Origin of the sequence: Faecalicatena contorta, assembly GCF_001404335.1 — a bacterium.
GTDB classification, from domain to species: domain Bacteria; phylum Bacillota; class Clostridia; order Lachnospirales; family Lachnospiraceae; genus Faecalicatena; species Faecalicatena contortus_B.
The window spans coordinates 47,751-70,433 of the sequence record NZ_CYZU01000007.1 but is presented as its reverse complement, the minus strand read 5'-3'; the positions used below and the strand labels follow the sequence as shown (position 1 = coordinate 70,433).

The window sequence follows — 22,683 nt, the reverse complement described above, 5'->3', positions numbered from 1 at the left end:
AAATTTTTTAGTGCTGATAAACTTTTTTTGGATGTTCATGCTAAGGTTAAGCAAATAGCCGAAAATCGGCATCGCGGTGGTGCGCTAAAGATGCAAGCCCTTCATAAGAATCCAGGGTGGAGTTGAAGTGGATTAATTTACTTTTATCTTTCTAGTGTGATGTGAAATTCTGAATAAAATGGCAGAATTTCTGACAAGCCTCTGTGGGAATAGTAGTTTTATTAAAAATGATGCAGACATCCCAGGTGAAAGAGGAATCCTCAAAGGGAACGATCACTGTATTCTCATAAGGATGTTCTCTTGCCGCAAAATCAACCGAGAGGCCAATGCCTTTATTTTGTGATGCAAAAAAGTGGGTGTAAGATATTTCACTGGTCTCGGTGACGGAGTATGGTTGAATCTGTTTTTGCAGAAAGCGCTGCATATTGTGGTGGTATGGGTTAAATTGCCGCCCAATAAGTGCAAGGTCCTGTCCATTTAGGTCCCGATAGGATATGAAATCTTTATCTGCGTATGGATGATCCTTGTTAATAACGGCGACATGCCTGCATGAAAATAGATATTGGCAATCATATTGGTCTATTTTCATAGGCATTCCTATAACAGCAAGATCTATTTGATTCTGCGCTATCATTGATTCAATCTTATGATCGGTGTCTTCTATATAATCCAGACGTATAGACGGATAGCTCTTTTGGAATTGTTCTATAAGGTTGAAACCAAAATAGGCCATAACACCATAAGAAAAGGCAGCGCTCACCCTGGCAAGTGCGGTATCACTTTGAATATCTGTGGAGATAGAGTAAAACATATCAAGGATAGTGGAAGATTTGCTATATAATTGATCTGCATAGCGTGTCGGTACGACTCCTTTGGAAGTCCGTTTAAATAGAGTAAGGCCAAGTTCGTTTTCCAGCTTTTGAATAATTTTACTGACTCCCTGCGGTGTCATGTATACGATCTGCGCTGCCTGACTAATACTGGCTGCCTCGTATACACACCTAAATATTTTCATATCTTTTGTATCCATAAAGGGCTCTCCTTAAAAAATACGTATTTTTTAGGTGAAATACCTTAACTTTGGAAATTATTGTACTTTGAATGTATCGAAAAGTCAATATGGAAAGATATATGGTCTGCAATGGTGTAACAGTACTTTGACACTAGCAACGAGCTGCAGTATTAGCGATTCCTGTCATTAAGTATTCCCGCCCGTCGATAAGCCTAAAGTTTTCGGACTTAATTTCAGCCTGTCTAAACTGTTACATATTTTACAGGATTTTAATATTCTTATTTTATTTTAATTTGAACCGCATGCATAAACGTGCTATTCTAAAAACATCAAAACGGCAGGCATTTCAGCCAAATCTGGCCGTTCGATATCTCATCCCGGCGTTTCATATTCGAGACAGATTCCGTGAATGAATACAACATAATAAGAAAGGGGATTGCCTATGAAGAAAGGGCTAAAAGATTATTTTCCACAGATCAGAACACGGGAGGAGGTGATGAACGATATACGAATCAATCCTGTGTCAGCTTATCAGTTTGATCAGTGGGGGGAGGAACTTCAGGAAGAGTTTCTGGATTTCTGCACGGGAGCCAGAGGGGTTAAAATGACGTACGACTCTTTTTTTAAGGAGATTATGAACCCTGAATTACATGCGGAACGCTTGGAAGAACTGCTATCCTTACTGCTCGAACAGAAGGTAAAGATCCATCAGTTACTGCCGAATGAGTCGGCAAGAATTGCAGATGAAAACACGTTGCTGATCATGGACATTGTTGTGGAATTGGAGGATGGCAGCCTCGCCAATATTGAGATACAGAAAATAGGGTATGCATTTCCAGGGCAGCGGGGTGCATGTTATTCTGCAGATTTGCTCCTCAGGCAATATAAAAGAGTGAGAAGCCAGAAGAAAAAGAAGTTTACATATCAAGATATTAAAACGGTCTATACCATAATTTTCTTCGAAAAAAGTACTTCTGAATTTCATGAGATAAAACACACTTATATTCACCGGGCGAAGCAGGTATTTAACACGGGACTAAAGATGAATATGCTCCAGGAGTATGTTTTAATTCCACTTGACATTTTTAAGGAAACCAAGCAAAATAAAGCTATAGAAACGAAACTGGATGCATGGCTTAGCTTTTTGAGTGATGACCGGCCGGAACGGATTATGGAGATCATTGAAAAATATCCGGATTTTAGGGAATTGTATGGGAAAATCTACGAAATATGCCGTAATGTTGAAGGAGTGATGAATATGTTTTCAGAAGAATTACTGGAACTGGATAGAAATACAGTCCAATATATGATCGAAGAGCAGCAGGAACAACTGGATACCTTAAACAAGGAGAATGAAGTTCTGGCAATGGAATTAGCTGATCTCCGGAAAGCATACGAAGAGCAGAGAAATGCATACGAAGAGCAGAGAAATGCATACGAAGAACAGAGAAAAGTACGGGAAGAGCAGCAGAGTGCGTATGAAGAACAGAAGAAAGAAAATGAAACACAGAGAAAACAAATTGAAGAACTGAAAAATATGCTTGAAACTTTGATGAGGAATCAGAAGTAGGTATTTTATACGGATTGGGAATCTTGCGTTACTCAATCCGTTATTCTTTATAATAACGATTTTTATGGGGACGGGACAGGAAATTATACGAATCTACAATTAAAAAGCCCTGCTATTTCGCAAGGCTTTTCATAACATTTTTAACGACTTCCTGACGGAGCCCTTCATCGGGTTCAGCAGAGGCTTTATAGTCCGCATACCGCGCGGTAATGTACAGGTAATCTGAAAGCCGGTTGATATACTGCATAGCCTTGCTGTCTGCGCCGTAGTTCTGGGCTACTTTGCGGAAACGGCGTTCTGCCCTTCTGGCAACCGCTCTGGCAACATCCAGCCTCGCGGACAGCTCACATCCCCCATAAAGTACGAATTCCTTAGCGCGTGGAAACAGACCCTCCAGCCGGTCAATCTCTTCTTCCAGCATAAATGTCTCTTCTTTTGTAAAACGGTAATTCAGATTACGCGGATCTGCAATTCCAGCCATCATTTGAATCAGCGCTTTCTGAATCTGTGAAAGGCGATCTTGCAGAGGCTGGCTGGCAATGACTTTGGCCAGACCGATATGGCTGCTCAATTCATCGATTGTCCCCAGCAGTTCTATACGGTCATCTGATTTGGAGACACTGATTCCATTCATAAGAGAAGTCTTTCCGGTATCTCCGTTTTTGGTATAAATTTTCATGGTTTTCTCCTCTTTTATTCATATAGAGTGACAGTTCAGACAGGCTTGAACTGTTACCATATTGATGCAATCCGGCACAGCGTCTAAAGCTGCAGCCTATTTGAAAGCCAGCTTTTTGACGGCGCGGGCGCTGTTTGCCCCCAGTTTCCTGCACTGCATTGGGGTGGGATTCTGGTAACTCTCGGTATTGCGGCCTTTTGGAAGGCCCCGCATCTGCATGGCAATCCCTTTTCCCGAGATTCCGACTCCGGAGCCAAGCATGGAATCATTGGCAGCATTCCATGCCAGTTCGTCAGGCAAAGCGGTTTCCATTTCCTTTATTTCATAAAATACCCCTTCTTCTTCAATACCGGCACAAACATCCCTGAGAAAGACGGCATCCGGGTTATTAACATATATGAAAATAGAAGGTCTTTTTATTATCATTTTTCTTCTCCTGCATACGAAAGTACCAATCCGGTGGCTACGGCATTGCGTGGTCCTTCTGTGCCGCGGATATTTCCCCGGCCGCATACGATACGGTAACCGGCGAATTCTTCCATCAGCATTTCAGGGATCTCAAAGTCTTCGGCAGAACCTCCGACCAGTACTACATTAGAAATATTCTTTAAATCATGGTTCGGAGTTACTTTTTTCAGAGCGCGGAACGCATTTGTGACAAAAACTTTCTTTTTAGCATCGCGGCGGACCTGAACAATCTTTTCCATCGGAATATCCTGCTCTATGCGGATAAATCCATCTTCTGCCAGCAGGATAACCCGTCCATAGAAGCGGGGGTCAATGGAATCCTCCACAAAGGTCATCTGCCCGTTTTCCATCCGCATGTGGAACAGGCTTTCCACCTTGGCAAGAGGGTATTTTTTAATCTGTTCCGCCATATGCCTGTCGCCCAGGCCCAGCTCGGTCTCGATCAGCATGGAAACAAGTTCCCCGGCTCCTGCCTGGTGGGTCATGGTAACCTGTCCCTCCCTGGAAATGACTGCGGCATCGGTAGAACCTCCGCCCATATCCAGAATAGCCAGGGGCAGCTGAGTGCCAGGGGTTGTAAGAGCTCCGAGGCCTGCCATCACCGCTTCCACGCCGGCTACTTTTACATCTGTTCCGAGTTCCAGTTTCAGTTTTTCGGCGATTTCCTTCATAGGAAGGCGGCGTGTCTTTACCATGGCGGCGATGCCAACCGCTTTTTCCAGGCAGGTCTCCCCTGCCAGGGCGCCGGAGATCAGAACCGGGGCCAGAGTGTCAACTGCCAGTACATCCGTAATATGGATATCCGCTTCGGGGGTATGATCTAAATTCCCCATGCCCTGCCTGATACGGGCAAACATATTCCCCACATTGGTGTCCGGCTGTCCGCTGATATCACGGATACTGCCTGCCTCAGACACCGCCTGCATGATCTTCGCTGCTCCTTCATCCAGATTCACGGAGGTGCTGTGCTCCCCATCCAGATAAATCTCTCCGGCAGGGAGTACATTTTCACGCACATTTCCGCCCGGAGTCTTCAGTACCACTGCACTGCGCTTTCCGATCAGGCTCTTGGCGATCGGTGTGACAGTGCGGGTTTCCTCTGCATTCAGCTTCAGAAGAGTGGCAATACCATAGGGATTGGACAGCATCCGAACAGTCTGTCCGGGAAGTGCCACCTCGATTGCAGCCATAACCTTGTCCGGGAGTTTGTCGATACGTGCAACTTCATCAATGATCGGCAGCTTTTTGCGCAGCCGGTTCTCTACCAGAACAGCTTCGTCTGCCTGCAGGATCACTCCCACAATATCGAGCGTATCGGCCGCCTGATTCAGAATTGCGGCAACCTCCTCATAAGAAAAGGATTGGGGAGCCGCGACTATATATTGTGTACCGGGGATACCACGGGACAGGTTCTCAATCAGGAGAATCTCCCCCACTGCCTGTCCGGCCCCAGCAGGAGTGGAAGGATTATGCCCGATCATGGAGGAATCCGTTATGATGGTCTCTGTCAAAGTCTCCATCGCAGTATCACCGATCACGGGCGCTGCCTCGTTCAGCCGGATCAAAGAAATGTCGCCGATCTCCCTTCCGATCCTGCCCATGGCCTGCTTTAAAGCCGCTTTGATGGCATGGGTATTCGCGACAGTTCCCTTCGTCCCGGTGGTCGGGCAGGAGGCGCTCGTCAGAAAGTGAATTGTGCCGTCGGACGCACTTTCCCCGACGCAGACTTCAGTTGTAGAATTCCCAATGTCAACTCCAGCGATATAACTCAAAGCAGAATCCCTCTTTTCTCATAAACTTCTGCGGCCTCCATAACGAGGCGCGCACAGTTTCTTGCGTTATATTTTTCAAGAAGCTCCTGTGCCATCAGAACCAGTTCTAACTTTGTAGAACGGTTGGGGCGCAGCTTATCATACATTTTCAAAATCACATCATCCGGTACATCGACCAGTTCGGCTGCGCGCTCAAAATTCTTTTCCATGGGATCATTGCCGGCCTCCCGAGCAACCTGTCCCTGTGCTTTTAGCACCTCTTTTGATATCTTGATGTCATCGGCGGAAACGCGGTTTTTCATCACTTCATCCAGCGTAATATCAGTCAGCTTTTTACCGGTCCTGGATGTAATCTTTTCTTTTTCGTGTTCTCCTAATGGGTATTGCATCTACTTTACCTCCCATTCGATTATTCCGACTTCAGGGTCCAGCTGTTCCGTCTCGGCTATGTGCATCAGGGCAGCCTTGACCTGGTATTTAGGACGGGACATTGGATCGTTGGTGCAGGGGATGGGAACAACCTGTTCCCCTTTTACATATTTGGCGGCATTTTTACCGATCTTTCTGTAAGTGTCCAGATCCATCAGAGGCGCCTGGGGGAAAAGCTCCAGATTGGAGAGCGGGTACAAATCCTTCTGGTGGATGACGGTGGTTCCTTTTGACTGGATACCGATGCCAATGCCGGAGCCGGACAGTTTTGCGGCCTCCAGGGCCATGAAACATACATCCGAGGTGTCCAGGATCTTTACTACCCTTGGCACCATGCCTTCCTCTTCAATCCCTGCCTTCACGTTCTTCAATACATCGTCCAGCGGGATGCCGCAGATCGTCTTCAAAATTTCTTTTTGAAATGCAGCGCCGACCCCGATGACGACTTCCTTGGGGTCTGACCCCTTTGCGGCCCTTGGGTAAGACGCATAGGATGTCTTTATTTCATTGATTCTTTCGCGTCCTGCCATAGAGGGCACGGCAGCCGGTGCAGGCGCGGCGTCCTTTTTCTGCTTTATCTCAGCGAGGACAGCATCTGTTATCTGTTTTACTAAATCTTCATTCATCTGCATGCTCTTTCCTCCTATATATCCTGCGGATTGATAATATGAGGAATCTTTTTGATTTCCTCCCAGCGTTTGCCCTCGACACGGTAGCCTGTACCGGGGCCCATGTAGTCATTCGGTGTATTAACGCCGGAGAGCACATGGAAATCTCTGTCCAGGATCGCAGCGGTCTGCATATAGTCGCCCGCAACGCGCTGTTTCAGCATATTCAGGACGCTCTCCGCAAGATCCCGATAGCCGGATTCTGCAAGGGCCTTTACCACATCTACGCCGGTAATGCCGCGCTTGAGTACGTCCTCGGCGGACATCAGGTCTGCCGTTACGTCCCGGGGGAGCGTGTCTTTACTTCCGTGGGCATAGGTGACCGCCTCCACCTGTTCGTCGGAGACAGGCGTAAGCCCCAGCTGTTTGAACACGGCCTGTACGGCCTTTCCGGCTTTGCGTCTGACCTGGATGACTTCTTCCTCCGTGACCGGGCGGAGTCCGCCGTCAACCTGCATATCTCTCTGCAAAACGTTATAGTCATCAAAATCCTCTGCATCAAAGTTAGAACCCGCAAACATATTGTCGTAGTTGGGCTCTGCTGCATAGCCGGAAAATATAAAATCGGTTCCCGGCAGGAACTGGAGCATAGTTCTTGCGGTTCTGCGCATATCCGAATTGGAAAAGCTCTGGTCATTGGAAGATGCACATTCCAGGCCCAGCAGTGCAGCAACCAGGTTCTCGCTCATCACCTCCCGGATTCCTCCCGGAACAGCTCCGGGTACCCCGATACAGCTGACAGAACCATTCTGGATCCCCTGACTGCCAGCACCTTTTGTGGCGTAAAGACAGCGGCATTCCAGATACAACATGGATTTTTTCTCACTGTTACCCATCAGCACCTCGGAGCCGGAGCCGGAAGTAAAGCGTACTTTCAGACCGCGGGAAGCGTATGCCGAGTTCAAAAATGCTTTGGAGTAAGGAGTGTCGTCCCCGTCAATAAATACTTTTTCTGTCCCATACACAGAAAGTGTCTCCGCATATGTAGTCAGTCCTCTGATACCAAGTTCCAGTTCGGTGGCTTCCTCGGCGGAGCACTGCGTCAGAACACCGGGGCGTCCGGCCTGGGATCCGATCAGGAGCGCCATAGCGCTTAAGGGTGCATATCTGGCAACACCCATGGTGGTCTCTTCCTCTGCAAATCCTCTCAGGGCTCCTTCTGCGGCGTCCGCTGCGATCTGAACCGGGTCGTCCTTCAGATTGGTAATATGGGCCTGATTGCCGGGAGTTCTGCGCGCGCGCATCTTCTGCATACCCATCATCAGCTCTACAACGTTGAGGCAGTTCAGCACCTCGACCATCTTGGCGGGGGTGATGCCGCTTACAATCTCCAGAATCTCTTTTCTGGATACATGGATGTCCACAATCATTCTGGCGATATCCAGGGACGGGATAGTCATAGACATCTCGGCTCTCTGGATGCTGATGGCATAATCCGCAATAAACTGGTCTATAAAATCGAAATCTTCTCTTTTCTTTCCGTCCAGTTCTATAATTCTGCCATTTTCAATCTTAATGGAAGGCTTGGGATCATACGGGCTGTTCATCGCTGCAAAACCCATCTCCGGCCATTCGTTAATATAACCGTCCATATTAACCGGACGGCGGTCCAGTGTTTCAATACGTTTTGATCTCTTCATTTTCTCTTCTCCTAAGGAATTAGATTCCAGATAGTCTACAGTGCCTTTATTATACAACAATCACAGGGAATTAGCAATGAAATATTGAGAAAAATCCATGAAAAGCCACAAAAAAACAATGAAAACCACAAGAATCAACAAGGAGATGGCTAAGTTATGATATTTAGTAGGTGGAACTCATGACGGGAGTAACTTCGTTACTTTGAGCAGGGAGTGCTATGCAAGGCTTCATGTCCAGAGCGTGTCCAAGGGCATAAAAATAGCCACTCTTACGAGTGGCTATTTTATTAAAGCTGGTGATCCAGTATCCATTTTAATAATCCTTCAAAGGATAGTTCGCTTGAAGCAATTTTCAAAATCGTATCGGACAGCTCTCCCTGCGTGTACTCCAGCTAAATTCGGTTGAGGGCAAGGAACACGAGCATGGCATGTGCGCCAATTCGTTTATTTCCATCAACGAAAGCGTGATTTTTTACAAGGTCAAAGCCGAGGCGTGCAGCTTTCTGCTGAATCGATCCCGTTGAATGCGCAGGCCCTAAGAAGGTAAGTAGATTTATAGGAATGAATGTGCTAAAATACAATCATATAAATTGCAGAAAACTTAAGCACATATTAGTAGCATATATATAATAAATTGTGGAAGGGAGGTGCCTGAAATGCGGATTACCAGTCTGCGGATCAGAAATTTTAAATCCATCCGCAACATGTACATCGAGAATATTGACAATGCCCTGATTCTGGTGGGGCAGAATAATACCGGGAAGACAGCCGTGCTGGATGCTGTCCGCGCGGTGGGAGGCTCCTACCGGATCCAGCCGGAAGATTTTCAGGAGAACAACTCGAATATCGAAGTGTTTGTCTCTCTGGAATTTCTGGAAGAAGATCTGATCCGCCTGCAGAAAAATGGGGTGGTCAGCCAGTACAGGCGCTTCGGAGCATGGGAGGCGGATTTTAGGAGGAAGCTGCCTTCCTTCGATGATAAGGGCATCCTGACCTTTGAGTTTGTGGCCAATAAAGACGGGCGTATCCGCTACAGTGACGGCGTAAAAAAGAACAACCCATATATAAAGGAAGTATTTCCACAGATATATTACATGGACACACAGAGAGACCTGAATCAGCTTCAGGGGGACCTGCTGATGCTGCAGGAGGATGCGCTTTTGAAAAGAATGCGGTCGGGCTGCTGCATTTTCGACCAGGCAAAGCTCTGCAGCCACTGTTTTGCGTGCATCGGTCTGATTAACCAGAAAAAACCGGAAGAGCTGGATGCCTTTGAGGCGGCAAAGCTGCTGGATTACAAACTTTATCAGCTGAATCTGAATGATTTCGCGGGGAAGGTGAATGAGAACTTCCGGAAAAACGGCGGGCAGGATGAGATTATCTATTCTATGAACAGGGACGTAGAAAGGATGCTTCTGGTGACCGCAGAGATCCGGGGCAGGGAGAAGAGAGCGAACCGGCCGGTATCGCAGATGGGGAAGGGCATGCGCAGCGTCTATATGCTGTCTCTTCTGGAAACTTATGCGGAAGGGGCGGACCGGGTTCCCAGCATTGTGATGGTGGAGGAGCCGGAGATTTTCCTGCATCCGAAGCTGCAAAAGGTATCGGGTGAGATCCTGTACAGACTGTCCCGGAAAAATCAGGTGATGTTCTCCACCCACTCCCCGAATCTGCTTCCGAACTTCAGCAGCAGGCAGATTCGGCAGATAGTGCTGGGGGAAGACGGCTGTTCAGCAATCAGGGAGAAGACCGATATCAGCGCAATACTGGACGATCTGGGCTATACGGCCAATGACCTGATGAATGTGAACTTTGTATTTATCGTGGAGGGCAAACAGGACAAAAGCCGGCTGCCCCTGCTGATTAAAAAATATTATTCAGAGACATACGACGAGGAAGGAAATCTCTCCAGAATCGCCATTATCACAACGAACAGCTGTACGAACATCAAGACCTATGCGAACCTGAAGTATATGAACCAAATCTATCTGAAAGATCAGTTTCTGATGATCCGGGACGGGGACGGCCAGGATCCGGAAAAGCTGAAACGGCAGCTCTGCCGCTACTATGAAGAGAGAAATACGGAGGACGCGGATAAGCTCCCCCGGGTTACCCCGCGGAATGTACTGATTCTGCACTACTATTCATTTGAAAATTATTTTCTGAATCCAAAGATCATGGCAAAACTTGGCGTCATAGAATCAGAAGAGGCATTCTATGAGATATTTCTGGAAAAATGGAAAGAATATCTCTACAGAATCCGGAGCGGGAGGAAACTCACGGAGGTACTGGGAAGAGAGATAGCCTGTGTGGATGATGTGAAAAACCATATGGAAGAAATCCGTGTATACATGCGGGGCCACAATCTGTATGACATTTTTTACGGTAGATACCGGGAGCAGGAACAGGAGCTGCTGACCAGATATATCGAGCTGGCCCCAAGAGAGGACTTCCGGGATATCCTGGACGCCATTGACCGGTTTATCTATTTTGAGAGCAGAAAGAAAAATTTACAGGGCCCTGTGGGGGCGAACCGTGTTTGAAACAAAAAATCACGTTAAGTTCCTGCAGTAGCTCAAATATACTCAAAGGGAAACGTACAACAGGAGGAGGAAACGATGCTGACATGTTTTTATATCGTAGAGAAAATCGACGGAGATTATGCAATGCTTAGAAGAATTGACGAGACAGACCCGGCGGCGGAGCCAAAGATGGTGGCCAGGGCACTTCTCCCGCCGGAGATTCGGGAAGGGAGCCGGCTGCTGTACGAATATCTGCAGTACAGCATTGCGGAGTAAATGTAACAGTTCAAAGAGGTCTGCGCATTTACTGCGCAGATCGTACGAAAACATAGTGGCTGCAGGCATCCAGCCCCTCGCCGCAGGCGAATTTAAATGGGCTGGATGCGTAACAGTTCGGGCTTGCCTGAACTGTTACGAGTAAATACCACGTAAACTGGGACAACATCTTGCAGCAAGCAGTTTTATGACACACTCAAGGGAGGCAGAATGAAAAGCGCAGAAGCATGGGAAGTATGGTTTGAACAGAATAAAGAGGAAATGATACAGACAGCGGATGATATTTTCCGCCATCCGGAACTGTCCGGGCAGGAGGTCTATTCTTCAGGGCGGCTGGCCGCTTTTCTGGAAAAACAGGGATTTTCCATTCAGTGGAAGATCGCAGGATTTGAAACCGCTTTTATAGCACAGTGGGGTAGCAATAAGCCGGTCATCGGATATCTGGCGGAGTACGATGCCCTGCCGGGGCTTGGACAGGAACCGGTTTCGGAGTGCCGCACCGACGGCGGTCCGGGGCATGGATGCGGGCATAATCTTCTGGGAACGGCCTGTGCGGCAGCAGCCTGTGCACTGAAGGCGCAGATGGAAGCTGCGGGCGTGGAAGGGACGATCCGGGTATACGGCTGCCCTGCAGAAGAGATTGTCATCGGGAAAATCAAAATGAATGAGGCGGGTGTCTTTGACGATCTGTCCGCTGCTGTCACATGGCACCCTTTTGACAGAAACCGGGTAAGCTACGATATCTGGCAGGCCCAGGACGTGAAGAACTATGCGTTTTACGGTACGGCAGCCCATGCCGCCAAACATCCCGAACTGGGGCGCTCTGCCCTGGACGCCGCGGAGCTGATGAATGTGGGGGTCAATTATCTGAGGGAGCATGTGGCGGATGATGTGCGGATGCATTATACTTACACAAATACTGACGGTCCGGCAAATATTGTGCCTGACTATGCATCCACCAATTATTTTATCCGTTCCGGCCGCAGGGACCGGACGGAGGATGCTTCCCGCAGGGTGGATGACTGCGCACGCGGGGCGGCTCTGATGACAGGGACGAGAGTCGAGATTGAGCTTGTGACCTCCAACAGGGAGATGAAGGTGAACCGGGCGCTGGCAGAACTGTTTTACGAGGCCATGGAACAGATTCCCCTTCCGGAGCATACGGAGGAAGAGCTGGAGTTTGCCCGTAACATAAGCGAAGCGGCAGGACTAAAAAACGACGGCGTTTATTTTACAGAGCTGGAGCCTCTGGAGGAGGAACCGGTACTTCTGAACATCGGAACTGACGTATCGGATGTGAGCCACACCGTGCCCACGGTGATGCTCAGTGCGGCGGTGATGTGTAAAGGTACGCCGCTTCACCATTGGACCACAACGGCCCAGGCGGGGATGAGTATCGGGCAGAAAGGGATGCTGTACGTGGCAGAGTGCATGGCGCTTGGCGGCTGGATGCTGATGAGAGAACCCGGGCGGCTGGAACAGGTATGGAGGGATTTTTCGGATGATAAGGCCGGGGAATAAATAGGAATATCGTAACGGAAAAAAGAGAAAGCAGACAAATGGAAACGGTTCAGGCCCGCCTGAACTGTTTCGACAAATCAGAAGGAGGGAGCGCTATGGGAATTATGGCGGCATTTATGGTTCCGCATCCGCCGCTGATCGTACCGGACATCGGCAGAGGTGAGGAGCATAAGATTCAAAGCACGGTGGATGCATATGAGAAGGTCGCCCGGCGGATCGGGGAACTGCAGCCGGAGACGATCGTATTGATTTCGCCCCATCAGGTCATGTATGCGGATTACTTTCATATTTCACCCGGAGAGGGGGCGAAAGGGGACTTTGGCCAGTTTGGGGCAGGCCAGGTGAAGCTGGAAGCTGCATATGATACAGAGTTCACAGCGTATCTGGGCAGCCTGGCTAAGGCTGGAAAACTGCCGGCAGGAACCTTGGGAGAGCGGGATAAGTGCCTGGATCATGGTACTATGGTGCCCCTGTATTTTGTGAACCGGTACTGGACAGGATACAAACTGGTAAGAATAGGGCTTTCGGGATTCCCGCTGATCAGACATTATGAGCTGGGGCAATATATCGGCAGGACCATAGAACACCTGGGCAGAAAGACGGTACTGATTGCCAGCGGAGATCTGTCACACCGGCTGAAGGCGGACGGGCCTTATGGCTATCAAAAGGAAGGCCCGGAGTACGACGCCCGGATCATGGATGTGATGGGCAGAGGCGCATTTGAGGAGCTGCTGGAGTTTTCCGAAGACTTTTGTGAAAATGCGGGAGAATGCGGACACCGAGCATTTACAATTATGGCCGGGGCTCTGGATGGGATGGCGGTCGCGGCAGAGCGGCTTTCTTACGAGGGGCCTTTCGGCGTCGGCTACGGTGTGTGCGCTTATGTGCCCTTCGGGCAGGATTCTGAGCGGAAGTTTAAAGCGCAGTTTGAGGCAGAGGAAAAAGCCCGGATTCTGGAAAAGCGGGAACAGGAGGATGCCTATGTGCAGCTTGCGAGGCGTACGATAGAGGAATATGTGCGCACAGGCAGAAAGATACAGGCGCCAAAAGGGCTGCCCCGGGAACTGTACAGCCAGCGGGCCGGCGCTTTTGTGTCAATCAAGGAAGACGGGCAGCTTCGGGGCTGTATCGGAACCATTCAGGCAGTACGCAGCTCGCTTGCTGAGGAAATCATAGACAATGCAATCAGCGCTTCCTCCAGGGATCCCAGATTTCCTGCGGTGGAGCCGGAAGAACTGGACAGGCTTGTAATCAGCGTGGACGTACTGGGGGAGACAGAGCCGGTGGCTGCCCCGGATGAGCTGGATGTAAAACGATATGGGGTTATCGTGTCAAAAGGGCAAAAGCGGGGGCTTCTGCTTCCGAATCTGGAAGGCGTGGATACCGTGGAGGAGCAGATTGATATCGCAAAGAGAAAGGCCGGCATCGGCAGGGACGAAGAGGTACGCCTGGAGCGGTTTGAGGTGGTTCGGCATGAATAAAGCTTGTCAGGTATGTATGCACCATTGCAGTCTGGGGCCGGGGCAGACCGGATTCTGTCTGGCCAGAAAAAATGAAAATGGAGCGGTCATATGCGGTAACTACGGCCGGGTAACCTCCATGGCCCTGGATCCGATCGAGAAAAAACCGCTGAAAATGTTCCGCCCGGGGAGCAGGATTTTATCGGTGGGCAGCTATGGATGCAACCTGCGGTGCCCTTTCTGCCAGAATTACGAGATATCCATGGCGGATGAGGCCGCTGCGGGCGCATTGTATATTTCACCGAAGGAGCTGGCCCAAAAAGCGTTGGAGTATAAAGCTGCCGGCAATATCGGCGTGGCGTTCACCTACAATGAACCGCTGGTCGGCTGGGAGTATGTGAGGGACACGGCAAAGCTGGTGAGAGAAGCGGGGATGGTGATCGTTCTTGTCACCAATGGCTCTGCAACTCTGGAAGTGCTGGAAGAGCTGCTGCCGTTTACGGATGCCATGAATATTGACCTGAAGGGGTTTCGTGCGGACTATTACCGGAAGCTGGGGGGCGATCTGGAGACGGTGAAGGCGTTTATCCGGCATGCGGCAGCATCCTGTCATGTAGAGATCACAACGCTGATTGTGCCGGAAGAAAATGACAGCCTGGAGGAAATGGAAGAGGAAGCGCAGTGGATCGCATCTTTAGACGGGGAGATTCCTCTGCACGTAACCCGTTTCTTTCCACGATATCATATGGAAAACAGAGGGCCCACGGATATAGGCCGGGTGTACCTTCTTGCAGAAACGGCGCGTAAGTATCTGAAAAATGTATTTGTGGGGAATTGTTAATATGAAAATAATAGTAGATGCAGATGCCTGTCCGGTGATCGGGATCGTGGAAGCCGAAGCGCGGCAGAATGAGCTTCCGGTCATTTTGGTCTGTGACACGGCACACCTGTTCCATTCAGATTACAGCCAGGTTGTAACGGTGGAAAAAGGCGCGGACTCCGCTGATTTTAAAATTGTTACTATGGCGGAAAAAGGAGATATTGTAGTGACGCAGGATTATGGTGTGGCCTCCATGTGCCTCGGAAAGGGCGTATTCCCGATCCACCAGAGCGGAAAATGGTATACAGCGGAGAATATCGATCAGATGATGTTTGAGCGGCATATAGCCAAAGAGGTCAGGAGAAAGACCAGGAAGAATCATCTCAAAGGGCCGAAAAAGCGGACGCAGGAGGATGATGACCGCTTCCGGGCGTCCCTCAAACGGCTGATTGTGAAAGGAAAGAAGGAGGCGGGAGAAACAGAATGAAGTTCTATGACATTTCGAGGGAATTATTTGGCTCCGCCGTATATCCCGGAGACCCGGCGCCTGAATATGAGCGTCTGATGCAGGTGAGAACCGGAGACGCGTGTAATCTCACATACCTGAAAATGTGTGTACACAACGGAACCCATATGGATGCCCCCAGACATTTTCTGGATGAGGGCAGGGCAGTTGACGAGCTTCTGCTGGAGCAGGTTATGGGCCCGTGCAGTGTCGTAGAATATGACGGCATACTGGACGCAGAGCAGGCGGGGAAGATCATAGCCGGGAAAGAGAAAAAGGTATTATGGAAAGGCAGCGTTGTTTTCACGGAGGATGCGGCCAGAGTATTTGCGGAGGCGGGCATGGAGCTGACAGGTGTAGAAAGCCTGACCGTGGGCCCCGAAGATTCGCCGGCCGGAGTGCATAAAATCCTGCTGGGTGCAGGAATGGCCATACTGGAAGGCCTGTATTTGTGTGACGTGGAGTGCGACGAATACTTTCTGTGCGCCCAGCCGTTAAAGCTGGGCGGATGCGACGGAGCCCCGTGCCGGGCGGTGCTGATAGAAGGTATTTGAATAGCAGGCTTTTATATCATCATATCATCTGTCTGGCATTCAGGTGCCGGATTCTTCAGAAAAACATATTCCGTCTCCGAGGAAAGTTCCGGATGAAAACGATAATCCAATCGATCAAACCTGCGTATCTCGGAAATATTTTCTATGTACTGTTCAGACATCCAGCGGACCATCTCTCCGCGCGCCATCTTCGCCTGAGTACCTTTCATCTTTACTTTCCCATTTATAATCTCACCAAAAATGCAGGTCACCTGAGAATGCGGCGCTCTGACGTATGGCAGAATCGTTTTACTATATTCGGCAGAAGCCAGATTCAGGATCTGAACAGAATCAGATTCCCCGTCTTTCCCGGTCAATAAGTCATACATCCTGCTGCCCCAGAACCGATAAAGATCCCGTGCTTCCTCTGTTTCTAATTTAGCCTGCATCTCGAGGCGGTAAGGGATCACCCGGTCGGCAGGCTTCAGAATTCCATAGAACCCGGATAAAATATAAAGATGATCAGAAACATAATCCCACTGCGAATCCGAAAAAACCTGTGGAGCCATATACTGATACTGGATTCCTTCGTAAGCAAGCAGTGCAGGGCTGGAAGCACGATTCGGAGAGAAAGAATGAAGACGTTCATAATTCTGTTTGGCAAGCCTGTCGCTGCAATGCCACAATGTCTGCAGTTCTTCCAGCGGCATCCCCTTCAAAAGCGTATGTAGATATCCGGTTTCCTCCAGAAAGACCGGATCCGTAAGCTTAAAACTAAATTCATCTATAAGGTTCATTTTTTTAGCAGGTGAAATAATAATCTTTAACATTTCAATAACCTCGTATGAGCTATATTCTCCTTTATTCATCCACGGTGCGGGTGGTTTGGAATAAGCGGAAGATATATAATTGACAGAATCCGTAATATTGACTATAATATACTTAACAAGACAGCCGGAGGGTGAATGCACCTCACCCACCCCGGCGAAAGATATTAAGAAATAGCCGTTTACTTTCTGAGGGTAGGACGGCTATTTTTTATGTTTGTCATAGAAACTTTTTACAAGGGTGATAATTGCAATAATCATCAGCACAAATGTAAAGAGGTTATCATATGTAACGTACATAAGCACCACCCCTTCCTCAAGACTCGGAACAGGTGGGAGCACGTCCCCGGCTGCCTTATTAAGTATATTATTGTCAATGTGCTGTATTAGAACAAATGATCCGATCAGGATATTTCTCCCCAGTCCTGTGGTGTGTAAAAACTTGGCTGTTCTTTTAGAGAATGTTATTTAGAACAGACCGATTCTTTGTCTTGTCTTTTGCTCTTTATAAATTCAATATACCGCACAATATGTTCTTAATATCTCCCATATTTTTTACCTTCTCAAAAAAGTTTAACATTTTAAAGTTAGAAACTCAATGCTAAAATATCCTTTTCCCCCAGACTCGCTTTTCAAAAAGTTTTCTGCTAAAATATGATTCAGAGATCCACAGGAGGTGAGGTCATGTTAAGCAAAGCCAAGGAGCTGTATCTCCGTTTAATCAAAGGCAAACTAGTCAACCAGATTATTTTCGTAATAGGAATCATCTGTTTCATACAGATCATCATAGTCTGTCTGATGTATTTATACATGTATCATTCCAGAGAAGAAGAAATTATATCAAATAATATGCAGATATTACATCAGGCAAACACAAATTACTTTTCCGGGATCGTGGATGATTTATCTGTTGCATCAAAAGAAATGTTTTATGATAAAATATTCTGGGAAAGCGGCGGAGAGGAATCGGTCAGCGAAGATAACCAGATATACAATATTCTTGCAAGTAAATATAATTCGGCAAGCGATATCGACAGTATTTATTTATATTCCAGTGCATCAAACAAATTTTATATAATGGATGAAGTTTCGTTTAACCATATTCCTATTAAATCAACGGAGAATACGCTGTACATATTAAACGGTCATGATCTGGAAGAGATGCCCTGGTATACTGCGGCGGAAACGAGTAATGCATTGGCGGTAACGGTGTCAAAAGAAATCCGGTACGATGAGAAAGATATCATTTGCTTTTCCAGATATATACAGTATCCTTTAAAGAATGACGATTATTATTTTGTTATCTCCGTAAATATCAATAAGAGCAGGCTCGATACACTTTACAGACAGTTTAACAGCGAGGAGGAAGAGTTATTAATATTTGATAATGACCTTCAGTTAATCTACGACAGCGAAGAGCGGGAGGAGAAAGCGCTGAACAGCTTAAAGGATGCAGTCAGTATTCATGACGAATCCGGATATTGGTTCAGACAGAAGATCGATAATAAAAAATGCATTGTAATCGCGGATAAATCCCAAAATGAAGGCTGGACAATGGTAAAGATTGTGCCGGAAGACCAGATTATGAAAGGGATTAAAACACAGTTTATCAGCAACTGCATACTTGTGCTTATGATTTTCGGCCTGGGAATCCTGGTTTTATACTATATAATCAATCGTACTATGAAGCCGATAGAGAATCTTGCAGGTACCATGCGGCATTATAAACAGGGGGAAAGCTACGAGGAGCCGCTGCTGGCAAAGAGAAGCGATGAAGTGGGAACCCTTTATTCCAGCTTTGAGAAAATGAATCTGAGAATCAATACCCTGATCGAATCGGAATATCAGAGCCAGATTCAGGAAAAGCAGGCCAAATTAGAGGCGCTGCAGGCGCAGTTAGACCCGCATTTTTTATATAATACTTTGCAGACAATCAGCGGAATTGCAATTGAGAATAATGTCTTGGAGATCGAGGAGATTAACAATGCACTAAGCGGGATTTTAAGATACAGTCTTAACAACAGCAAGAGCATTGTGAAGGTATCCGAAGAAGTCAGAATTGTCCGGGATTATATGGACATTCAAAAATACCGGTTTGGTGATAAGATCAGCCTGGAGATTAAACTCTCGGAAAAGGCTCTGGATATGCTGGTTCCGGTGTTTACATTACAGCTTCCTGTAGAAAATGCCATCAAGCATGGGATGGAAAAAACTACAAAAGCAGTTCATATCTGTATTTATGATATAATTAGAGAAGACGTATACCCAAGGACATACCGTAACACAAGCCCTGCGGGCGGTGTATCAGCAAAGTTGAAAAATAAGGTATACCCAAGGGCACCCCGTATTTCATACCCCTGCGGGGCGAATTTTCGGCTAAAGCTAAAAAATAAGGTATCCCCAAGGGCACCTCGTATCTCAGGCCCCTGCGGGGCGGATTTTCAGCTAAAGCTGAAAAATAAGGTGTGTGAATTTTATATTGAAGACAACGGCGATGGCGTTGAGACTGAACGGTTAAAGGAAATTCAGAATATGCTGAATAGCAAAGGAGGGGCGCCAGCGAATGGATACGAGCAAAAAGGGCTGGTGAACCTTAACGAACGTATCCGGCAGCAATTTGGCCCGGCATATGGGGTAAGTATTGAACAGCGGGACGGAGGCGGTATTCGAGTGAAGATTAAGGTGCCAGGAGGGAAGGCAGATGCTGAGAGTAGTAATTGCAGATGATGAACGGATTATCCGTCGGACAATACGCCTGATTGGTAATTGGGAAGAAAACAATATGGAGATTGTTGGAGAGGCACAGAATGGGCTAGAGGCTGTTGAATTAATCAAGACTAAGACCCCGGATGTGATCCTGCTGGACATGAAAATGCCCGGCTGTTCCGGAGACCAGGTTCTGAAGTTTATAGCGGAGGAAAAGATGAATCCGTCGGTTATCGTCATCAGCGGTTATGATGACTTTCAATATGCCAGAATCGCTTTAAAATATGGCGCGGTAGATTATATCTTAAAACCAATTAACCGGAATGAACTGAACCAGGCACTGAAAAAGATCTGTGAGCAGCACGCAGACGAGAGCGGCGGAGCAGGTATTGAGCGCAGGAAAGATATTGTCGGGCAGATAAGGGAACGGATCGATGCGGAATATGCCCGGGATATTTCACTGAGCAGCCTGGCTCAGGAGTACTACATGAATAAGGATGTATTGTCCAGGCTATTTAAGAAAAAGTATGGAGTAAATATTACCAGTTACATAAACGAGGTAAGGCTTGCACAGGCAAAGGCATATCTGGCGGCAGGCTATAACATTGCGGAGGCAGCAGAGCTTGTTGGCTATCACGATTGCAGCTATTTCAGCCGGGTATTTAAAAAATACTGCGGGGTATCTCCAAAGCAGTTTATTCTTGAAGGGGATAAGGCTCCTATATCTATGGATGGCGGGTAAGCAATAATTTTCACTCTTTGTTGTATTAACGCCTGCTTTTTTCAAAAGATCGTCATTCATGGCAACGCCTTTGAGCAAATATTCCTTCAGAACGGAATTTGCCAATATGCGAAACTGTGTACCGCGCAGAGATTTTATCTTATATCCGACAGAAATAATGAAATACAGATTATAGTAATCCACATGATAGGTTTTACCATCTTCCGCAGTATGGGCAAATTTTGCCCATACTGATTCTTTTCGTAATTCACCCTTATTAAAAATGTTTCTTATATGCTTGCCAATTACACTTCTGTCTCTTTGAAACAGTTCAGCCATCTGTTCTCTGGTGAGCCAGACAGTTTCAGTGCTCATCTGTACATCTATTTTTGTTAAACCATCTACCGTCTGATACATAATAATGTCGGAATCTTGAGGTTGTATCATTCATTGCTCATTTATATGCCTCTTTTGTTATCATTCTTAAAATATAACTCTCATTCTCAAATTCGGGACAATTCTAAGTTATATGTTAGACGACATTCTCGCCCAGAATTATTTTAGGCATTGTGGTTAGGCATCGATTCCAACGTTTATAAAATTTCTCTATACCAAGCTTAGATACCCTTGCATGAACTTCTTCATTTTCCAATACCCAGTATAAAACATATGTCACCTTACCTACATTTCTTGTAAGACGAATAGGCAATTCCCCCTCTTTAACCGAATTAAAATCTTTTTGGCGGTGAGTGCGTTTTATGTAATGAACATCAATTACACCGTCTTGTTTCAGATAGAATTCAGCTACTTCCTTCATAAGCGTCTCTATTTCATCTAACTTGGTTAATTTAGCTTCATAGATACATATTTCATTAAACATAACTCACCTCTGCAATTTCTAATGTTTTTTCAATTAGTTATCATTCGCTTGAAGTATAAAGAATCCCCACATTGCCTGCCTTCAATAAATTCAGTATACCAAATTATCAACAAAAAATGATGAATGATTTGATAATTTTTTGCATTGTCAGTTTTGTCCTAAAAACAGTCGATATTGTCTATGTATTTCATAAGGAGTTAAATATATGATAATAATAACAAAACAAAGCGAAACCAAAAGGAGGAGGACAAATGAGGAAAAAGAAATTATTATCATTGGGAATTGCACTCGCGATGATCACGGGGCTGGCTGCAGGCGGATGCGCCCAAAAGGGAAGCGGCAGTACATCAGACAGCAGCGGCGCCCAGAAACAGGAATCAAGTGAACCGGTAGAGCTTGAATTTTTATTCGGGGATCCGAACAGGACGGAGATATTCAGCCGTATTGTTGAAGACTTCAATAACAGCCAGGATGGGGTTCACGTTACATTCAATGCAACCGGCACAAACCATCTCGAGGAGTTGATGACCCGGCTGGCGGCCGACGATGCGCCGGATCTGACAAGCCAGCTGCAGGGATTTGAACTTGCCAGTTATGTAGATGCAGGATATATCAAAGATATCAAGGATGAGCCTTTCATGAAATACATCCGGGACACAGAACTGGATACGGTCACGATTGAGGACGGGGTATATGGAATCCCGATGGATACGCAGGCATGGGGCGTTTTCTACAATAAGGAGTTATTTGAACAAGCAGGCATTGCGGACGTTCCGGTGACAGTTTCGGAATTAAAAGACTGCGTAGAGAAGTTAAAAGCATCCGGGATCACTCCGTTTGCCGCGGGCTATGCAACAGAATGGACCATTGGCCAGTTCCTGGGATATGGGGCATCCTCCATCCTGACGCCGGCTGCGGTAGAGTTAGGGGATGACTATAAGAAAGGAAACTGGACCTTTGACCAGCCGGGTATCGATCAGGCGTTTGACGTATTGGATCTGGTAGCAGACAATACACAGGACAGGCCGTTTGATACAGATGTGTCGGGACAATACGCCGCTTTTGCGAAAGGGGATGCAGCCATGATGCTGCAGGGCAACTGGTCGATTCTCCAGATCAGAGAACTGAATCCGGATATCAAAATGGGGATGTTCCCACTTCCGATTTCCGAGGATAAAGAAGACTTGTTGTTCCCGAAACAGTACGGATTTGTAATCAATGTATTAGCGGCATCCGAGGAGGATCCGGCAAAAGCTGATGCGATCAATCAGTTTATGGAATATTTTCTGAACCCGGAAAACGGCGGCGGCTACTATTATGATGAAATCGGTGTTCCAACAGCTAATGCTACAGCGGAGCCTGAATTAGATGAAGCATCCGAGATTCTGCAGACATATCTGCAGGATGAGAAAACAGTCTTTACTTATTATGCATATGAGCCGGCCGGATTTGATGCGGAATCATGGAAAGTTACTGTACAGTACCTGAATTCCGGTACAAAAGACCACAAGAAATTAATTGAGGATTTTGACAATGCATTTAACAAGTATGCGGATGCATTAGATTAGTTGATGATTCGTGACAGTTCAGGCTTGCGTGAACGGTTACGTCGATTCAGAGGCTGCAAAATTGGGCTTACGTAAAACCGTACAATTTTGCAGCCTTTTGATAACG

At 47.0% G+C, this 22,683-nt stretch carries 21 protein-coding genes and 1 pseudogene; 11 read left to right on the top strand and 11 right to left on the bottom strand.

Annotated elements, in window-relative coordinates; all coding sequences use genetic code 11:
- Nucleotides 1-151: 151 nt before the first annotated feature.
- Nucleotides 152-1,030 carry a LysR family transcriptional regulator gene (locus ARB69_RS05195; protein ID WP_055151622.1) on the bottom strand — a complete coding sequence of 293 codons (879 nt, stop codon included), beginning with the start codon at nucleotides 1,028-1,030 and terminating at the stop codon, nucleotides 152-154.
- A gap of 424 nt (nucleotides 1,031-1,454) precedes the next feature.
- Between ARB69_RS05195 and ARB69_RS05190 the strand changes: the two genes are divergently transcribed.
- Nucleotides 1,455-2,582: a PD-(D/E)XK nuclease family transposase gene (locus ARB69_RS05190; RefSeq protein ID WP_055151620.1), complete on the top strand. Its 1,128-nt coding sequence runs from the start codon at nucleotides 1,455-1,457 to the stop codon at nucleotides 2,580-2,582.
- Between the two features lie 112 nt (nucleotides 2,583-2,694).
- Here the strand turns inward: ARB69_RS05190 and ARB69_RS05185 are convergent, their stop codons facing one another.
- From ARB69_RS05185 to ARB69_RS28230, 7 genes are all read right to left on the bottom strand, one after another.
- Entirely contained in the window at nucleotides 2,695-3,261 is a 567-nt protein-coding gene (locus tag ARB69_RS05185; protein WP_055151617.1) for a cob(I)yrinic acid a,c-diamide adenosyltransferase, read from the bottom strand.
- A gap of 96 nt (nucleotides 3,262-3,357) precedes the next feature.
- A complete protein-coding gene (locus ARB69_RS05180) occupies nucleotides 3,358-3,687 on the bottom strand; it encodes a glycerol dehydratase reactivase beta/small subunit family protein (protein WP_055151614.1) in 330 nt (109 codons plus the stop codon).
- On the bottom strand, nucleotides 3,684-5,501 hold the full coding sequence (locus ARB69_RS05175) for a diol dehydratase reactivase subunit alpha (protein WP_055151611.1): 1,818 nt from the start codon (nucleotides 5,499-5,501) through the stop codon (nucleotides 3,684-3,686). The genes ARB69_RS05180 and ARB69_RS05175 overlap by 4 nt, the downstream gene beginning before the upstream one ends.
- On the bottom strand, nucleotides 5,498-5,890 hold the full coding sequence (locus ARB69_RS05170; protein ID WP_025654177.1) for a diol dehydratase small subunit: 393 nt from the start codon (nucleotides 5,888-5,890) through the stop codon (nucleotides 5,498-5,500). Before ARB69_RS05170 ends, ARB69_RS05175 begins: the two co-directional genes overlap by 4 nt.
- Entirely contained in the window at nucleotides 5,891-6,562 is a 672-nt protein-coding gene (locus tag ARB69_RS05165) for a propanediol/glycerol family dehydratase medium subunit (protein ID WP_050639427.1), read from the bottom strand.
- A gap of 11 nt (nucleotides 6,563-6,573) precedes the next feature.
- Nucleotides 6,574-8,238, bottom strand: coding sequence for a propanediol/glycerol family dehydratase large subunit (locus tag ARB69_RS05160; protein ID WP_050639428.1), 1,665 nt, complete (start codon nucleotides 8,236-8,238; stop codon nucleotides 6,574-6,576).
- 392 nt (nucleotides 8,239-8,630) lie between these two features.
- Entirely contained in the window at nucleotides 8,631-8,819 is a 189-nt protein-coding gene (locus ARB69_RS28230) for a Fic family protein (protein ID WP_334291933.1), read from the bottom strand.
- A gap of 75 nt (nucleotides 8,820-8,894) precedes the next feature.
- On the opposite strand from ARB69_RS28230, the gene ARB69_RS05155 reads away from it, so the two are divergent.
- From ARB69_RS05155 to ARB69_RS05125, 7 genes are all read left to right on the top strand, one after another.
- Nucleotides 8,895-10,781 carry an AAA family ATPase gene (locus ARB69_RS05155; RefSeq protein WP_055151606.1) on the top strand — a complete coding sequence of 629 codons (1,887 nt, stop codon included), beginning with the start codon at nucleotides 8,895-8,897 and terminating at the stop codon, nucleotides 10,779-10,781.
- Between the two features lie 75 nt (nucleotides 10,782-10,856).
- Entirely contained in the window at nucleotides 10,857-11,036 is a 180-nt protein-coding gene (locus tag ARB69_RS05150; RefSeq protein ID WP_055151603.1) for a hypothetical protein, read from the top strand.
- 210 nt (nucleotides 11,037-11,246) lie between these two features.
- Entirely contained in the window at nucleotides 11,247-12,557 is a 1,311-nt protein-coding gene (locus ARB69_RS05145) for an amidohydrolase (RefSeq protein WP_050639431.1), read from the top strand.
- A 95-nt stretch (nucleotides 12,558-12,652) separates the two neighbouring features.
- A complete protein-coding gene (gene amrA, locus ARB69_RS05140) occupies nucleotides 12,653-14,038 on the top strand; it encodes an AmmeMemoRadiSam system protein A (RefSeq protein WP_055151600.1) in 1,386 nt (461 codons plus the stop codon).
- Complete coding sequence (gene amrS / locus ARB69_RS05135) at nucleotides 14,031-14,858, top strand: AmmeMemoRadiSam system radical SAM enzyme (RefSeq protein WP_055151597.1); 828 nt, start codon at nucleotides 14,031-14,033, stop codon at nucleotides 14,856-14,858. The genes amrA and amrS overlap by 8 nt, the downstream gene beginning before the upstream one ends.
- Nucleotide 14,859: 1 nt before the next feature.
- Complete coding sequence (locus ARB69_RS05130; RefSeq protein WP_055151595.1) at nucleotides 14,860-15,324, top strand: YaiI/YqxD family protein; 465 nt, start codon at nucleotides 14,860-14,862, stop codon at nucleotides 15,322-15,324.
- The gene (locus ARB69_RS05125; RefSeq protein ID WP_055151593.1) at nucleotides 15,321-15,896 is read left to right on the top strand and encodes a cyclase family protein; all 576 of its coding nucleotides are present in this window, start codon (nucleotides 15,321-15,323) and stop codon (nucleotides 15,894-15,896) included. Before ARB69_RS05130 ends, ARB69_RS05125 begins: the two co-directional genes overlap by 4 nt.
- An 11-nt stretch (nucleotides 15,897-15,907) precedes the next feature.
- Here the strand turns inward: ARB69_RS05125 and yaaA are convergent, their stop codons facing one another.
- Nucleotides 15,908-16,705, bottom strand: coding sequence for a peroxide stress protein YaaA (gene yaaA, locus ARB69_RS05120; protein WP_055151591.1), 798 nt, complete (start codon nucleotides 16,703-16,705; stop codon nucleotides 15,908-15,910).
- Nucleotides 16,706-17,386: 681 nt separating this feature from the next.
- Between yaaA and ARB69_RS05115 the strand changes: the two genes are divergently transcribed.
- Entirely contained in the window at nucleotides 17,387-19,429 is a 2,043-nt protein-coding gene (locus ARB69_RS05115) for a sensor histidine kinase (RefSeq protein ID WP_055151589.1), read from the top strand.
- Nucleotides 19,404-20,150 carry a response regulator transcription factor gene (locus ARB69_RS05110; protein ID WP_055151586.1) on the top strand — a complete coding sequence of 249 codons (747 nt, stop codon included), beginning with the start codon at nucleotides 19,404-19,406 and terminating at the stop codon, nucleotides 20,148-20,150. Before ARB69_RS05115 ends, ARB69_RS05110 begins: the two co-directional genes overlap by 26 nt.
- A gap of 36 nt (nucleotides 20,151-20,186) precedes the next feature.
- On the opposite strand, the pseudogene rhuM reads toward ARB69_RS05110, so the two are convergent.
- Both rhuM and ARB69_RS05105 read right to left on the bottom strand, forming a co-directional pair.
- Nucleotides 20,187-20,468, bottom strand: a pseudogene (gene rhuM, locus ARB69_RS28225) (RhuM family protein); the annotation flags it as partial.
- 193 nt (nucleotides 20,469-20,661) lie between these two features.
- Complete coding sequence (locus ARB69_RS05105) at nucleotides 20,662-21,009, bottom strand: hypothetical protein (RefSeq protein WP_055151583.1); 348 nt, start codon at nucleotides 21,007-21,009, stop codon at nucleotides 20,662-20,664.
- Between the two features lie 251 nt (nucleotides 21,010-21,260).
- Between ARB69_RS05105 and ARB69_RS05100 the strand changes: the two genes are divergently transcribed.
- Entirely contained in the window at nucleotides 21,261-22,577 is a 1,317-nt protein-coding gene (locus ARB69_RS05100) for an ABC transporter substrate-binding protein (RefSeq protein WP_050639442.1), read from the top strand.
- Nucleotides 22,578-22,683 lie beyond the last annotated feature (106 nt).

Excerpts from the sequence above, each read along its gene's own strand:
- ARB69_RS05130 (WP_055151595.1), top strand. The coding sequence starts at position 14,860 with ATGAAAATAATAGTAGATGCAGATGCCTGTCCGGTGATCGGGATCGTG.
- ARB69_RS05195 (WP_055151622.1), bottom strand. The coding sequence starts at position 1,030 with ATGGATACAAAAGATATGAAAATATTTAGGTGTGTATACGAGGCAGCC.
- ARB69_RS05160 (WP_050639428.1), bottom strand. The coding sequence starts at position 8,238 with ATGAAGAGATCAAAACGTATTGAAACACTGGACCGCCGTCCGGTTAAT.
- ARB69_RS05105 (WP_055151583.1), bottom strand. The coding sequence starts at position 21,009 with ATGTTTAATGAAATATGTATCTATGAAGCTAAATTAACCAAGTTAGAT.
- ARB69_RS05190 (WP_055151620.1), top strand. The coding sequence starts at position 1,455 with ATGAAGAAAGGGCTAAAAGATTATTTTCCACAGATCAGAACACGGGAG.
- amrS (WP_055151597.1), top strand. The coding sequence starts at position 14,031 with ATGAATAAAGCTTGTCAGGTATGTATGCACCATTGCAGTCTGGGGCCG.
- ARB69_RS05100 (WP_050639442.1), top strand. The coding sequence starts at position 21,261 with ATGAGGAAAAAGAAATTATTATCATTGGGAATTGCACTCGCGATGATC.
- ARB69_RS05110 (WP_055151586.1), top strand. The coding sequence starts at position 19,404 with ATGCTGAGAGTAGTAATTGCAGATGATGAACGGATTATCCGTCGGACA.
- ARB69_RS05165 (WP_050639427.1), bottom strand. The coding sequence starts at position 6,562 with ATGCAGATGAATGAAGATTTAGTAAAACAGATAACAGATGCTGTCCTC.
- ARB69_RS05170 (WP_025654177.1), bottom strand. The coding sequence starts at position 5,890 with ATGCAATACCCATTAGGAGAACACGAAAAAGAAAAGATTACATCCAGG.
- ARB69_RS05180 (WP_055151614.1), bottom strand. The coding sequence starts at position 3,687 with ATGATAATAAAAAGACCTTCTATTTTCATATATGTTAATAACCCGGAT.
- ARB69_RS05145 (WP_050639431.1), top strand. The coding sequence starts at position 11,247 with ATGAAAAGCGCAGAAGCATGGGAAGTATGGTTTGAACAGAATAAAGAG.
- ARB69_RS05125 (WP_055151593.1), top strand. The coding sequence starts at position 15,321 with ATGAAGTTCTATGACATTTCGAGGGAATTATTTGGCTCCGCCGTATAT.
- ARB69_RS05150 (WP_055151603.1), top strand. The coding sequence starts at position 10,857 with ATGCTGACATGTTTTTATATCGTAGAGAAAATCGACGGAGATTATGCA.
- ARB69_RS05185 (WP_055151617.1), bottom strand. The coding sequence starts at position 3,261 with ATGAAAATTTATACCAAAAACGGAGATACCGGAAAGACTTCTCTTATG.
- ARB69_RS05115 (WP_055151589.1), top strand. The coding sequence starts at position 17,387 with ATGTTAAGCAAAGCCAAGGAGCTGTATCTCCGTTTAATCAAAGGCAAA.
- ARB69_RS05155 (WP_055151606.1), top strand. The coding sequence starts at position 8,895 with ATGCGGATTACCAGTCTGCGGATCAGAAATTTTAAATCCATCCGCAAC.
- amrA (WP_055151600.1), top strand. The coding sequence starts at position 12,653 with ATGGGAATTATGGCGGCATTTATGGTTCCGCATCCGCCGCTGATCGTA.
- yaaA (WP_055151591.1), bottom strand. The coding sequence starts at position 16,705 with ATGTTAAAGATTATTATTTCACCTGCTAAAAAAATGAACCTTATAGAT.